General features: G+C 32.2%; 15 protein-coding genes. 1 reads left to right on the top strand and 14 read right to left on the bottom strand.

The genetic code is table 11. The annotated features are described in order from the left end of the window. Positions 1 to 66 precede the first annotated feature (66 nt). The 4 genes from ACA31_RS06750 to deoC form a co-directional block, all read right to left on the bottom strand. Entirely contained in the window at positions 67 to 420 is a 354-nt protein-coding gene (locus tag ACA31_RS06750; RefSeq protein WP_057512583.1) for a DoxX family protein, read from the bottom strand. Further along, entirely contained in the window at positions 420 to 1,604 is a 1,185-nt protein-coding gene (gene deoB, locus ACA31_RS06745; RefSeq protein ID WP_057512582.1) for a phosphopentomutase, read from the bottom strand. Before deoB ends, ACA31_RS06750 begins: the two co-directional genes overlap by 1 nt. Before the next feature lie 11 nt (positions 1,605 to 1,615). Next, a complete protein-coding gene (locus ACA31_RS06740) occupies positions 1,616 to 2,917 on the bottom strand; it encodes a pyrimidine-nucleoside phosphorylase (RefSeq protein WP_057512581.1) in 1,302 nt (433 codons plus the stop codon). A gap of 72 nt (positions 2,918 to 2,989) precedes the next feature. After that, positions 2,990 to 3,652 (bottom strand): deoxyribose-phosphate aldolase, encoded by a 663-nt coding sequence (gene deoC / locus ACA31_RS06735; protein WP_057512580.1) that lies wholly within the window; start codon positions 3,650 to 3,652, stop codon positions 2,990 to 2,992. A gap of 177 nt (positions 3,653 to 3,829) precedes the next feature. On the opposite strand from deoC, the gene deoD reads away from it, so the two are divergent. Further along, complete coding sequence (deoD, locus tag ACA31_RS06730; RefSeq protein ID WP_002507045.1) at positions 3,830 to 4,540, top strand: purine-nucleoside phosphorylase; 711 nt, start codon at positions 3,830 to 3,832, stop codon at positions 4,538 to 4,540. 197 nt (positions 4,541 to 4,737) lie between these two features. On the opposite strand, the gene ACA31_RS06725 is transcribed toward deoD, so the two are convergent. The 10 genes from ACA31_RS06725 to ACA31_RS06680 all read right to left on the bottom strand — a co-directional run bounded on the left by ACA31_RS06725 (position 4,738) and on the right by ACA31_RS06680 (position 13,208). Next, positions 4,738 to 4,926, bottom strand: coding sequence for a hypothetical protein (locus ACA31_RS06725; protein WP_172793159.1), 189 nt, complete (start codon positions 4,924 to 4,926; stop codon positions 4,738 to 4,740). Between the two features lie 223 nt (positions 4,927 to 5,149). Continuing rightward, positions 5,150 to 5,464 (bottom strand): hypothetical protein, encoded by a 315-nt coding sequence (locus ACA31_RS06720; RefSeq protein ID WP_156393432.1) that lies wholly within the window; start codon positions 5,462 to 5,464, stop codon positions 5,150 to 5,152. 239 nt (positions 5,465 to 5,703) lie between these two features. Then, complete coding sequence (locus ACA31_RS06715; RefSeq protein WP_057512577.1) at positions 5,704 to 6,153, bottom strand: Dps family protein; 450 nt, start codon at positions 6,151 to 6,153, stop codon at positions 5,704 to 5,706. A gap of 182 nt (positions 6,154 to 6,335) precedes the next feature. Beyond that, positions 6,336 to 7,199, bottom strand: coding sequence for a ribokinase (gene rbsK, locus ACA31_RS06710; protein ID WP_057512576.1), 864 nt, complete (start codon positions 7,197 to 7,199; stop codon positions 6,336 to 6,338). A gap of 19 nt (positions 7,200 to 7,218) precedes the next feature. After that, a complete protein-coding gene (locus tag ACA31_RS06705) occupies positions 7,219 to 7,602 on the bottom strand; it encodes a thiol-disulfide oxidoreductase DCC family protein (RefSeq protein WP_057512575.1) in 384 nt (127 codons plus the stop codon). Positions 7,603 to 7,920: 318 nt separating this feature from the next. Beyond that, positions 7,921 to 9,288, bottom strand: a complete 1,368-nt coding sequence (locus ACA31_RS06700) for an EVE domain-containing protein (protein WP_057512574.1) — start codon at positions 9,286 to 9,288, stop codon at positions 7,921 to 7,923. A gap of 71 nt (positions 9,289 to 9,359) precedes the next feature. After that, complete coding sequence (locus ACA31_RS06695) at positions 9,360 to 10,340, bottom strand: YeiH family protein (RefSeq protein ID WP_057512573.1); 981 nt, start codon at positions 10,338 to 10,340, stop codon at positions 9,360 to 9,362. A 246-nt stretch (positions 10,341 to 10,586) separates the two neighbouring features. Then, positions 10,587 to 10,817: a hypothetical protein gene (locus ACA31_RS06690; protein ID WP_057512572.1), complete on the bottom strand. Its 231-nt coding sequence runs from the start codon at positions 10,815 to 10,817 to the stop codon at positions 10,587 to 10,589. A 19-nt stretch (positions 10,818 to 10,836) separates the two neighbouring features. Further along, on the bottom strand, positions 10,837 to 11,775 hold the full coding sequence (gene manA / locus ACA31_RS06685; RefSeq protein ID WP_057512571.1) for a mannose-6-phosphate isomerase, class I: 939 nt from the start codon (positions 11,773 to 11,775) through the stop codon (positions 10,837 to 10,839). A 734-nt stretch (positions 11,776 to 12,509) separates the two neighbouring features. Continuing rightward, positions 12,510 to 13,208 (bottom strand): FadR/GntR family transcriptional regulator, encoded by a 699-nt coding sequence (locus ACA31_RS06680; protein ID WP_057512570.1) that lies wholly within the window; start codon positions 13,206 to 13,208, stop codon positions 12,510 to 12,512. Positions 13,209 to 13,343 lie beyond the last annotated feature (135 nt).

The raw sequence follows: 13,343 nt of genomic DNA, 5'->3' as shown, positions 1-13,343 counted from the left end.
TGCATAAAAAAGTGGCTGTTAGCTTTCCAATAAGGATACTAACAGCCACTTTCTTTATTTAAACTATTACAGCTTACTAATCATTTTTATCATGATCAATTGTAATGGTAAACGACCATACAAAGCCCATTTAGGTAATTGCTTACCAGCAAGTGGTAAATTATTACGTGCCATGTAAATATTAGCTGGGAATACAGCCCACAAAAAAGCATTTATCATTTTTTTCAAACATGTCGAAGGCTGCTTGATTAATAATAATAAACCAAACACTATTTCAAACACACCTGTGATTAAAACTGCTGCTTTTCTAAAGGGTAAATATTCAGGTACAATATTTCTAAAATTTTCTTCATCTTTAAAATGAAGTACGCCAGCTATACTAAAACCAATGCCAAATAAAATTCTAATTATTTTTTTCATTATTCAACGCCCATTTCTTTTAAATAGCTTTTTCCGTACTCTGGTAATTTCACATTAAAATTGTCAGCAATCGTTGCACCTAGCGAACTAAATGTAGCATCTACCGATAATTCATGATATTCAGCAATTTTCGGACTAAACATTAAAACTGGGATGTACTCTCTTGTATGATCTGTACCTTCAGCAGTTGGATCATTACCATGGTCAGCAGTGATAATTACTAAATCATCTTCTTGCAAATGCTCCATTAGTTCAGGTAAGCGCTCATCAAAATCTTTAATCGCTTGTGCATAACCTACTTTATCACGACGATGTCCAAATAAGGCATCAAAATCCACAAGATTTAAAAAGCTTAGTCCATTAAAATCACGTTGCACTGTTTCTATTAATTTGTCCATACCGTCCATATTATCTTTTGTACGAACCGCTTCAGTCACACCTTCACCATCGAAAATATCATTTATTTTTCCTAAGGCAATGACATCATAGCCACCATCTTGTAATTCATTCATGACTGTTCTACCAAAAGGTTTTAAAGCATAATCATGTCTATTAGATGTTCTTTTAAAGGAACCTGGTTCACCAAGATAAGGTCTGGCAATAATTCTACCAATTAAATATTTTGGATCTTTAGTCAATTCTCTTACTTTTTCACAAATATCATAAAGCTCTTCTAACGGAATAATATCTTCATGGGCAGCAATTTGGAGCACTGGATCAGCTGAAGTGTAGACAATTAAGTCTCCAGTCTTCATTTGATGTTCTCCCCATTCATCTATAATTTGCGTTCCAGAAGCAGGGCGGTTAGCCACTACTTTGCGACCAGTTATAGACTCGATTTCATCTATCAATGCTTTAGGAAACCCTTCAGGATATACTTTAAAAGGTTGCATGATATTTAATCCCATAATTTCCCAATGCCCTGTCATCGTATCTTTACCTACTGAAGCTTCACTCATTTTAGTGTGAAAAGCTTGCGGATTTGCTTCTTTTTCAATTACAGGTAGTGGCTCAATATTACCTAAGCCTAATTTTTGAAGATTAGGTAATGGTTGATTAAAACCTTCTAGCGTGTGTTTTAATGTATGACTGCCTTCATCGTTAAAAGCTTTTGCATCAGGACCTTCCCCTATGCCTACTGAGTCCATAACAATTAAGTGTACTCGTTTAAATGGTGTAGTCATTGTCTCAACTCCTATTCAGTAATAATTTTATGGATCAATGTTGGTTCTGCACCTTGTTCACTTACTGTGATACTTTGCTTTAATTTCTCTATTACATCATCAACGTTTTGGCGATTACTGTGTATTGTTAATAGCGATTCACCTTCATCGACTCTGTCTCCAACCTTTTTATGCAATACAAGGCCAACGCTTAAATCGATATCATCTTCTTTTGTTTGTCTACCTGCGCCTAACATCATCGAAGCAACGCCCATTTCATTCGCTATAATTTCAGTCACGAAACCAGATGATTCCGCTGGCAATTCTATTTGGTATTTAGCCTGTGGTAATTTTGATACGTCGTCTACCACTGTGCCATCTCCATCTTGATTCTCTAAAAATATTCTAAAACTTTCTAAAGCAGAACCATCTTGTATTGCTTTTTCTAACAATTCACGTGCTTCTTCTAAATCTTTCGCTTTACCACCCACTACAACCATTTGTGAACCTAAAGTCATTACAAGTTCAGTTAAGTCAACAGGACCTTTACCTTGTAGTGTTTCAATCGCTTCTTTCACTTCTAAGGCATTACCAATAGCATGTCCTAAAGGCTGACCCATATCTGAAATAATAGCCATTGTATTTCTACCTACATTATTACCGATGCTTACCATGGCATGTGCTAAAGCTTCAGCATCTTCAAGCGTCTTCATAAATGCGCCATTACCTGTCTTAACGTCAAGTACAATTGCATCAGCACCTGCAGCAATTTTTTTACTCATTATTGATGAAGCGATAAGTGGAATAGAATTGACGGTACCAGTAACATCACGAAGACCGTATAATTTTTTATCTGCTGGTGTTAAGTTACCAGTTTGTCCAATTACAGCAACTTTAGCTTCATTAACTAATTTAACAAATTTTTCTTCACTGATTTCAACATGGAAACCTTCAACTGATTCTAATTTATCAATCGTACCACCTGTATGACCTAGTCCTCTTCCGCTCATTTTAGCTACAGGTACACCTACAGCTGCAACTAAAGGGGCAAGTACTAATGTAGTTGTATCTCCAACTCCACCAGTGGAATGCTTATCTACTTTAGTACCGTGAATATCTGATAAATCAATGACATCACCTGAATTAACCATTGCCATAGTTAATGCAGCTCTTTCTTCATCATTCATATCTTGAAAGAACACAGCCATTGCTAAACTAGAAGCTTGATAATCTGGTATGTCACCATTTGTATAGCCATTTATAAAAAATTCAATTTCCTCTTTTGTAAGTACTTGTCCATCACGTTTTTTTTCAATAATATCTACCATTCTCATATGAGTTGGCCTCCCCTGTTTGTGTATAATACAAACTCAATAATATATTCCCTTTTTTACTTGTTAACTATTCTAGTAATCAGAATCGCTTTCTAAACCTTGAATAATTTGAACGCCTGCACTCGCACCAATACGTGTTGCGCCAGCTTCAAGCATATTGTTGAAATCTTCAAGGTTTCTCACGCCACCTGAAGCTTTCACCTCTAGTTCATTTCCAACAGTATCTTTCATTAATTTCACGTCTTCTGGAGTTGCACCGCCACCAGCAAAACCTGTTGATGTTTTAACAAAGTTAGCACCCGCTGCTTTACTTAGTTCACTTGCTTTAACTTTTTCTTCATCTGTTAATAGACATGTTTCAATAATTACTTTAACTGTTTTGCCATTCGCAGCGCCTACAACGCCTTCAATATCTTTTTGTACATCTTCATAACGTCCATCTTTTAAGGCACCCACATTGATAACCATATCAAGTTCAGATGCACCATTTTTCACAGCGTCTTCAACTTCAAACATTTTCGTTTCTGTAGTAGACGCGCCTAAAGGGAATCCAATTACAGTACAAACTAATACGTCTGTATCTTTAAGTTTTTCAGCTGCATATTTTACATGTGTAGGATTAAGGCACACAGATTTAAACTTGAATTCTCTAGCTTCCTCGATAATTTTGTCGATTTGAGCTCTAGTCGACTCCGGTTTAAGTAATGTATGATCTATATATTTTGCATAATTCATATTAAATCCTCCTAATTTTTGTTTACAATAAACATTCATTTCACTTATTATTATAAAGCAAAATTAAATGGATATCTTTATAAACACTCTCTTATTATCTATACTACAAAAATTCGCAAAAATAATAAACAAATGTTATCTTTAAATTGATAAAAGAACATAAAGGAGAAGATGATTATGACAAAATCCACACCTCATATTCAACCCAATGGAACTAAAATTGCAAAAACAGTATTAATGCCTGGAGATCCGCTTCGAGCAAAATACATAGCTGACAACTATTTAGAAAATGTTGAACAATTCAACGAAGTTAGAAATATGTTTGGATATACTGGCACTTATAACGGGAAAGAAGTATCCGTAATGGGATCTGGCATGGGCGTACCTAGTATTGGAATTTATTCTTATGAGCTATATAATTTCTTTGATGTTGAGACAATTATCCGTATTGGATCTTGTGGTGCATTACAAGAAAACGTTAATCTTTACGATATAATTATTGCCCAAGGAGCTTCTACAAACTCTAGTTATGTAGAGCAATATAATATTCCAGGTCATTATGCACCTTTAGCTGATTTCGATTTAGTTTTAAAAGCAAAACAAAAAGCGGATGAAATTGGGGCAACTACACATGTAGGAAATATATTATCATCTGATACTTTCTACAATGCAGATCCAACGTTTAACGAAAGATGGCAACGTATGGGCATCTTAGGTATAGAAATGGAATCTGCTGCATTATATTTAAATGCAACTTACGCCGGTAAAAAAGCTTTAGGCATATTCACAGTAAGTGATCATATATTACGTGATGAAGCAACTACAGCGGAAGAACGTCAAAATTCATTTACACAAATGATGGAAGTCGCACTCGAAATGGCTGAGTAATTGATATTTCAATAAAACAGGTCCTTCAAAACAACGCATGTTTTGAAGGACCTGTTTTTTTATGGAAAAATTGATAAGATATAAAAATTCCGAGTAAATAATAGAATGTTCTACTAGAATTGTTACAATAATACAATAATATGGTTAAGCCATTCTATTGTACAGACTCTTACCATTTATAAAAATTTTTTTCAAGGTTATGAACTATATATAAGTACTGATTTCCCTAATCGCCCATTATCATTGTAAGTTTTTTCTATAAACTTATTACCCTCTTTAATATCGTACTTGCTATATGTAGGAATAATAAAAGTATCTGGATTAAAAGCATCTAAAGATTTCTCTAAATCTTCACTAGTACCAATGCAATTTCCTATGATAGACATATTATTAATCATAACTTTCAACATTATTTCATATAGATTATTCACATTAAATTTATCATACTCGTCTTGAAAATTTTAATTTTGATTTTTATAGCCGCAAGTTATATATCGTCCTCCAGTATTTAGTTGTTTTTGATCCTTTTCTAAGTGAATATTAAAAAAAAGGATCAAAAACAACATCAAAATCACCTAGTCCCTCTATGTGCTCCCAATTAGGTTGTTTCTATCTATTTTTAGCAAGTAAATTATTTATGATAAACATAGAAGTATTTGAACGCGCGCTTAAAACTAAAGCACGTTCATTATCTTTTAAATTCACTCTTCTAACCATACTGGTATAAATTTGTCCCCCTATAGAATAACCTGAAGCAATTTCATCTGACATTTTATTTGGAATAGTTATTAATTTAGATTTATGTAGCCTTAGCCATCCCTTAGAAGCTTCGTTGGTTACTACTCCTGGAGCTACAGCAGGAAAAGGTTGTTCTGGAAAAGCACAATTGGGAATCACACGATCTCCTATATCAAAATCTTTCACTGATGTTCGCTTATCAATTATTGTTCCTACAAAGTCTGAACCGAAAAAGTCAAAAGGAGATAAACGACAAAACGTTTCTTGTATATATCTTTATTTTACATTTTTAAAAACATAAAATAAAAAAGCACCAATCCATTAAAAAACAGATCAGTGCTTTTGGCTAGGTAATAGATTATTTATACGCTAATCTATTACTCAGTCAAAATATAATATTTAATCGTTTATAAGACTGTATTATCTTATTTTCCTAAATAAGATTTTAACATCCAGTTATGTTTATCTATATTTGTTTTCATTCCAATGAACATATCTTCTGTTACATCATCTTCTGCAGCTGAAGCAATTTCAATTGCTGCTTCTAATTGTTTTGTAATATTTTCAAAGTCTTTAGATAGTTCTTCTACCATTTCTTCAGCTTTATAGCCTTTGCCAGCTTCATCAATGATTGCAAGGTCTAAACTTTCTTTTAATGTTGCTACTGGGTTGCCACCTGTTGCTAAAATACGTTCAGCTAAATCATCGATATACTGACTTGCTTCATCATACAATTCTTCAAATTTAGTGTGTAATGAGAAGAAATTAGGTCCTTTTACATACCAATGAAAATTGTGTAATTTAGTAAATGCTACTGTCCAGTTTGCTACTTGTTCATTTAATACTTTCACTACATCTTTATTACTGTTTGCCATGCTAAAATCTCTCCTTTAAGTTTATTTATCATTACAGAATGACAACTCAAATCATTGATTACATATATTATTATATAATAATCATTACAATCTGTAAAGCGATTCTTATTTATAAATTATAATTATTATAATCTGAGTTGTCGTTTCATAACTTCACTATATTATACCCAAGTTAAGGGAAATTAATCCAGTTCGTTTCTGTATGGCATTGCCCCTTGAGCACCTAATCCAGTCACAGAAAAACTACCAGCTAAATTAGCAAAATCAACCGCTTCTTCCAAAGTCTTGTTTTCAATTAGTGCAACAGCTAAAGCACCATTGAATGTGTCTCCAGCCCCTGTAGTATCAATGACTTGCTTTTTATACCCTTTAATAAGCTGTTGAGAATCATTATAAAACATAGCACCTGCTGCCCCTTTGGTTACAATGAGTTTACGGGGATATGCTTTGAGTGCTTCAACTACTTTATTTTCAAATAGAAGTTCACTTTCTGACTCATTAGGCGTAATCCAAGTCACTTTGTCTATGATTTCTTTATCAATTTTACGAAATGGTGCTGGGTTTAATATTACTCTTATATCACGTTTAACTGCGTAGTCAGTTACTTCTTTAATTGTTTGTTCTGGTATTTCATGCTGCATCAAAATAATATCTCCTACACCAAAGTGATCGAGCTTTGGCAACACTTTTTCTGGAGTTACATGATTATTAGCAGCAGGCACAACGATGATTCGATTATCATCTTCGAATAGTGTAATATGCGCTGTTCCAGAAGTTTCATTTTCGATTTTGTCTATGAAAGTTGTATCTACATTGTTTTGTTTTAAATTTTCTATAATCTTTTTCCCATTATCATCATCGCCTACAGCGCCTATCATATAGACCTTATCACTCAAACGAGCTGCTGCAACAGCCTGATTAGCACCCTTACCACCTGTAGTTGTAAAAAATGAATTACCCATAACTGTTTCACCCGCTTGTGGTAAAACGTCTGTTTTCACTACTAAATCAATTGATGAACTCCCTATTACAACAATGTTCTCCATATTTGCTTCCTCCGTCTATTCAATCAATAAAAAATGATTTTTCATAAGCATTAGGCTGATGCCAATGCGTTTTCCACATTTTATTTCTATTATCAGCAAAGAATTGATATCCTAAATCTCTAAGTGGTTTAGGTGTCAAATGTAGCAATATCCCGATCCATTTATAATTTGTCAGTGTTGTGATTAGAGTTGTGATTGCATCAGATTTATATTCGAAATAATCCCCTTCTTGTAATATAACACTGTCGTATTGTTTTGTTTTAGGATAATTCTCAAATAAATTTTGCGCTATTTCACCTTGTAATTCCGCAAATTGATAACGTCTTGATAACCCATTTTGTATTAACCAAATTGCATAATTATAGCAATATACACAATTGGCATCATAATATATTATTGGCATATACTTCACCCCTAACAGTAAGATATTTATTGTCACTTCATAAGTAAATATGATTTCTCCACATTATTATTATATCCTAAAATTATAAAATCAAATCATTATATCACTCGTTTTCTAGTTTGATTGACATTTATCTTTTAATTATAACCGATGTGGACATTTTAAACTCGATAGGACTAACACTATGAACACTAAGCATTAAAAAAAGAGCACCAATCCACTAAAAAAACATAATGAATTGGTGCTTCTATTTTAAGTATGGCTATGTCCATAGCTTATGTTATATCATTTAACTTTAAATACACTATGACTTAAAGATTATCCTTGATTTACTTTCACGATTCTTGTGTATTTCAAAAATTGCTCAGTATATTTTTGTTTAATTTCATTTAAATCATCATATGTGATACCCACAATATGCCAATTTGGATTAAAATGATAAAACGAATCTTTTTTTCTAGACCATTTAACCATACTACCGTCTCTATTATAGCGTGGTAATGTTACTTCATAACCTTCTAGCACATTAATATATGTTTGGAATATATCTGGATCAATGCGATTAAAGTTATCTATAACAAGATAGCTTTTATCTGTACGTGGCATAAGATTCGTTATGAATCCTTCTCTATAGTACAGTGCACCTGTTTCATTTGGTAAATATTTACCGTACAACATATCTTCAGAAAAGTCAGGATGACCAGAAGTTATAACTGGTTTCGCATTCGTTTTTTGTAATAAATCTTCAGCAGCCTTTAAGCCTTCGCCTTTATCAACTACGAGTAAAATCAACGGCTTTAAATCTTCAGTATGTTCATCAATCATCTGTCCACTTTTAACCGCTTCAAACTGTGATTTCATACCATCATTTTCACTTATTTCACGAATCGCATCGAATTGTGTTTTAGACATGCTAGCAATAGCTTGTTTTGCGTTTTCTTGAAGATAATATAAATTTTTTAATTTAGGATGTTTGTTTAATGTACCCAATGAGACAGGGTCTATTTCTTTTTCAAAATAAATCTCAATTGCAGTACTGTTTGTTCTTCCAGGTATAGGTGCTTTTTCATGTATATGCTTGCTCACTTCTCCTACACCAATGACGGACTGATCTCTATTTTTATTATAAAAAATAAGTTGATCACCTATTTCAAGTTGCGTGTAAAAATGATAACCATTTCGTTTAATACCGTTATATGTGTGCGTATATATTGTATTGTATGATTCAGGTTCAAACTCTTGTTCTTCAGATATAAAAAAGTAGCGAGGGATTTTTGTTTCTCCTTTACCTAAACTCACAATTAATTCAAATTCATCTTGTGTAATTTGATTGAATAAAGTTTCTTTCATGTTTCTCATTCTAAATTCTAATTGTTCGCTTCTTTTCAAATAATCTGCAGTTAATGGTTTAAGCTGTTCTTGTAATTGAAAATGAACGCGAATTTTATTTTGAGCACCTGTTTGTACATTTATAATTTCTCCAAAACCTAATAAACCAGTATCCATTTGTACTTGATAAAAGATAACACGGTCTCCTGCTTTAGCTTGTTTAAATGATCGGAAACCTTGTGAAGGATTAAATTGTGCACCTGATTCAAATAATGTCGTTTGACCTACTAATAGTTCATTATGGTTCCAGCGATTATATCCGCAGTTTAACCAAAAATAACTTGTTTCCTCTGCCATTTAGATACTCCTTATCTCATATAAAAATTCTATCTTACTATTATATGCAAAAAATTCCTTCTAAACAAATATTACAATAAGTTTATCAACTTCATTGTAATTAAACTTGAAATAATGACGACTATCCATGTTACTAGTCCAAGCATTACCGGTTTTATACCTGCTTGCTTAAATTGTTTGAAATCAACACTTAATCCAATACCAGCCATTGCCATTGTAATTAAAAACAATGAAATTTGTTGGAATACATGTATCACTGTAGGTGAAAAATTAAAAACAGTACTTATTAAAGATGCTACGATAAACCATACAATAAACCATGGAAATATTTTAGCGATAGATGTATCAGTTTGTTTCGCTTTTTCTTTACGTATCGTTCTATATGTAAAAAAGAGTACCACCGGTATAATCATTAACGTACGCGTTAATTTTACAACTGCGCCCGTTTCTAAGGCCGTATTGCCATAGTTTGAAGTTGCAGCAATCACACTTGAAGTATCATTAATAGCTGTTCCTCCAAAATATCCAAATGCAGTTTGCCCCATATTTAATACATGGCCTAATGGTGGAAATATAAATACTGCTATTAAATTAAATAAAAATATTGTAGAAATAGCGAATGCTACTTCACTTTCTTTCGCTTTAATTACAGGACTTGTTGCAGCAATTGCTGATCCCCCACATATTGCTGTTCCAACCCCTATTAGAATACTTAAATGTTCATTAATTTTAAATATCTTCATTAAGAAGAACACAGTTATAAAGGCAGCAAGTAAAGTAATGATAATGATTGGTAAAGATTTCCATCCAATTGCTCCAATAGATTGAAAGCTCAATGTAAACCCAAGCACAATAATGCTGTAATGCAAAATCTTTTTGCTACTATATTTAATACCAGCTTCATATTTTTTTGGAATTAAAATTATATTATTGATAATAATTCCTATAATAATAGCAAAAATCGCACCGCCAATGACTGGAAATTCACTTCCTAATATTGTTGCAACCATTGCAATTACCAAGGTCATCATGATTCCTCGCACTTTGTTCACACTTGCCACCTCCTAATTTAGTTCCATTTTAGCATATTTCTTTTGACATAAAACTGTAAAAACAAAGATTATATTTTATAATGTTTATTTAAATCTTTTCAGCTAAATACTTACAGCAAATACAAATCATTAATCATAAGATACTTCGTAAAGTATATTTCGAAATAATTTTATTCTGTTTATACTTTTTGTAAAATCACAAAAAAAGTATCTTCTACAATAATGTAAAGATACTGTACTTATTAGCTATTGCGCTACGGCAAACGCAGCCATAATCGGCATAATGTTAATCATAACCCCGCCTAGCTTTAATAAACCGCTTATCTCTTTATTAGGAATCGTGACCAATGCTGAAATTATCCCAATTATCCCTATAATGACTGGAAATGCCATAGAAGGAAAAATTGGTAATTTTAAAAATATGCCTGCACTTGCCAATATTCCACAAACTAATGAGATATACAAAAATTTATACATTTCAAAACACTCCATTTTTCTATAAGTAACTTACTATTAGTTCGTAGTCTCCTTCAAATATTGTATCTAAGTCGTCTGAAGTTAGAATAAAGTTTTGTCCGTGATTTAAATCATAAACTTCACCATCAATAATCACTTGTCCCTCACCTTTAAGTACTGATACGAGAACAAACTCTCTTGGTTTCATATAATTTAGTGTCCCTGAAATTTCCCATTTCACAATTGTGAAAAAATCATTAGATACGAGTTGTGTACGTTTGTGATTTTCTACGATTTCAGTGTCTGTAGAAATGTTTATATTATCATTGGCTATTTCAATGACATCTTTAGCTTTTCCTTGGTCAAGTTTGCGTTTATTCCCAGAGTCATATTCACGATCGAAATCATACACGCGATACGTTACATCTGAAGATTGCATCGTTTCATACACAAGAATACCTGCGCCTATGGAATGGATTGTACCTGCAGGAATAAAATAAAATTCTCCAGGTTTAACTTTAACTCTATTAAATAATCCATTAAACGCTTCGTCATTTAATTTATCTATGGCCAGCTCTTTCGTCTCTGCAGTAAGTCCATAGATAATTTCTGAATTTTCTTTAGCGTCGATTATATACCAACACTCAGACTTTCCATATTGACCATTCTCTTTTTCATAAGCATATGCATCATCTGGATGAACATGTACTGACAGTGCTTCTTTAGCATCAACAATTTTAGTCATTAACGGGAATTCCTTACTTGGAAAATCACCAAACAATTCTCTATGGTCATTCCAAACTTGGTCTAAAGTCTGACCTTGGTAGGGTCCATTTAATATCTCACATTTGCCATTTGGGTGCGCTGATATCCCCCATGCTTCTCCAATACAATCGCTTGGTAAATCATATCCTAATTCTTTTAATCTATTGCCACCCCATATTTTTTCATGGAAAATTGGTTTTAAAAATAATGGCATTAATCACACCTCCAAATTCTTAAGTTGCTTCATTTAAATTTTAAGTATTTCTATATAAAATACTTTCAACGGAAATTTGTATGTATAGTTTTGTATTTTTTATTTGAGCTATAAAGATTGTATCATATAACGATACGCGTTATAAACGCCTAATTCAGCGTTCAATGATACTAAAACCACTTGTTATTATATCAATTTTTTATAAAGCATAATAGATTGTTTTATTTGGCTCAATTACATGTTTTAGCATAGTAATGAATAATTATATTATTGCTGTAAAATTTTCACAAAAATACTTGCCATTATATACCTAAAAATATTATAATTACTATAGAGTCATGAAAACAGACTCTATTTGTTTTACATATAAGGTAATTAAAAGTTTATTATGATGTACTTGAAAAAGCTGATTACTTTTTCAAAAATATAAAATTTGCGATAAGGTCCAAACTATGGAAGTTTGGACTTTTATTATTGCACAACAACCTAAAGTGAAAAGCATGTGTAATAAACTTAATAAATATAAATAAAAGCTGAAACATAAATACATGTCTCAGTCACATTGTTGTATTTGCAGTAGCTAACTATTAAAAAACACGCTTATATTAAAGCTTTTTATAAAGTCTCAGCACTTTTATTCCTATTTCTAGTCATCTTTGCCGACTTAGATTCACACAACAAAAGCTAATTTTAAAAATTAGCTTTTCGCCTCACTTCTAAATACTTACCAAATATTATTGCTCTTTAAAATTAGCTAAAATAGTTTCTTTAACTTCTAATAAATGAGATTCCATGGATTTAACTGCGTAAGTAGCATTTTGTTCTATGATTGCATTATAAATAACCACATGTTCTTCATGTAATTTATTCATTGTTTTTTGTTTGCTATAAATAAAGATCTTCCTTGTTTCTTCCATTGAATCTTGCATTAATTCAGAAATGTTATTTAATAGCTCAACTAGCAATGAATTTTTTGCTGCCTTTGCAATTGAAAGATGAAATTGTAAATCTGCTTTTTCACCAGATGTGCCATCTGTTACCGCTTCACCCATTTCATCCAATGCTTTCTTTAAATCCACTAAATCTGCTTCATTGCGATATATGGCAGCCTTTTCTACCGTAGCACTTTCTACGATTTCCCTTAATTCTAAAAGTTCTGTAATTTGATCTAACGACGTGAACTTATCGCCTAATTCAAAAAAGGTAGGTTCTATTTGCTTAATAAATGTGCCATATCCTTGTTTCATTTCTATAATGCCAATTGTTCTTAAAGCATTTAATGCCTCTCGCACTGATGCGACGCTTACACCATACTGTTGACCAAGTTTTTGTATAGAAGGTAACTTATCACCTACTTGATACTCCCCTGATTTTATACTTTCTAAAATAATGTCAGCGATTTGTTCATAGATTTTCGTGTTTGAAATTTTCATAATTACCTCCAAACGATATCTATCATTGTATCAAATTTTTGCTATTCATTTATATTATAAGCTATATATTTCAAATAAAAAAAGAACCAATTTACACTTTCATGTAAATTGGCTTCTAAAACCAGCTCTATAATT

It is taken from the genome of Staphylococcus sp. NAM3COL9 (genome assembly GCF_001431205.1).
Lineage (GTDB): Bacteria > Bacillota > Bacilli > Staphylococcales > Staphylococcaceae > Staphylococcus.
Note: the sequence above shows the minus strand (reverse complement) of the source record. Positions and strands in the feature narration are given on the sequence as shown.